Annotated in this window: 1 protein-coding gene; it reads left to right on the forward strand. The window is 67.8% G+C overall.

Annotation, left to right across the window (positions count from 1 at the left end):
- Nucleotides 1-394 (forward strand): GTP-binding protein (locus tag JK359_RS38615; RefSeq protein WP_201844411.1); only part of this gene is annotated, 394 nt, incomplete at both ends.

A 394-nucleotide genomic window follows, 5' to 3' on the forward strand; every position in this document is an offset into this window, starting at 1 on the left:
CCACCACCTCCGCGAAGATCGTGGTGGCGGGCGGCTTCGGCGTGGGCAAGACCACGTTCGTCGGCGCCGTCTCGGAGATCAACCCGCTGCGCACAGAGGCCGTGATGACGTCCGCTTCGGCCGGCATCGACGACCTCACCCACACCGGGGACAAGACCACCACCACGGTGGCCATGGACTTCGGCCGTATCACCCTGGACCAGGACCTGATCCTGTACCTGTTCGGCACGCCCGGCCAGGACCGCTTCTGGTTCATGTGGGACGACCTGGTACGCGGCGCGATCGGCGCGGTGGTACTCGTGGACACCCGGCGCCTGGCCGACTGCTTCCCCGCGGTCGACTACTTCGAGAACTCGGGCCTGCCCTTCGTCATCGCCCTCAACGGCTTCGACGG

This window comes from Streptomyces actinomycinicus (genome assembly GCF_016741775.1).
Lineage (GTDB): Bacteria > Actinomycetota > Actinomycetes > Streptomycetales > Streptomycetaceae > Streptomyces > Streptomyces actinomycinicus.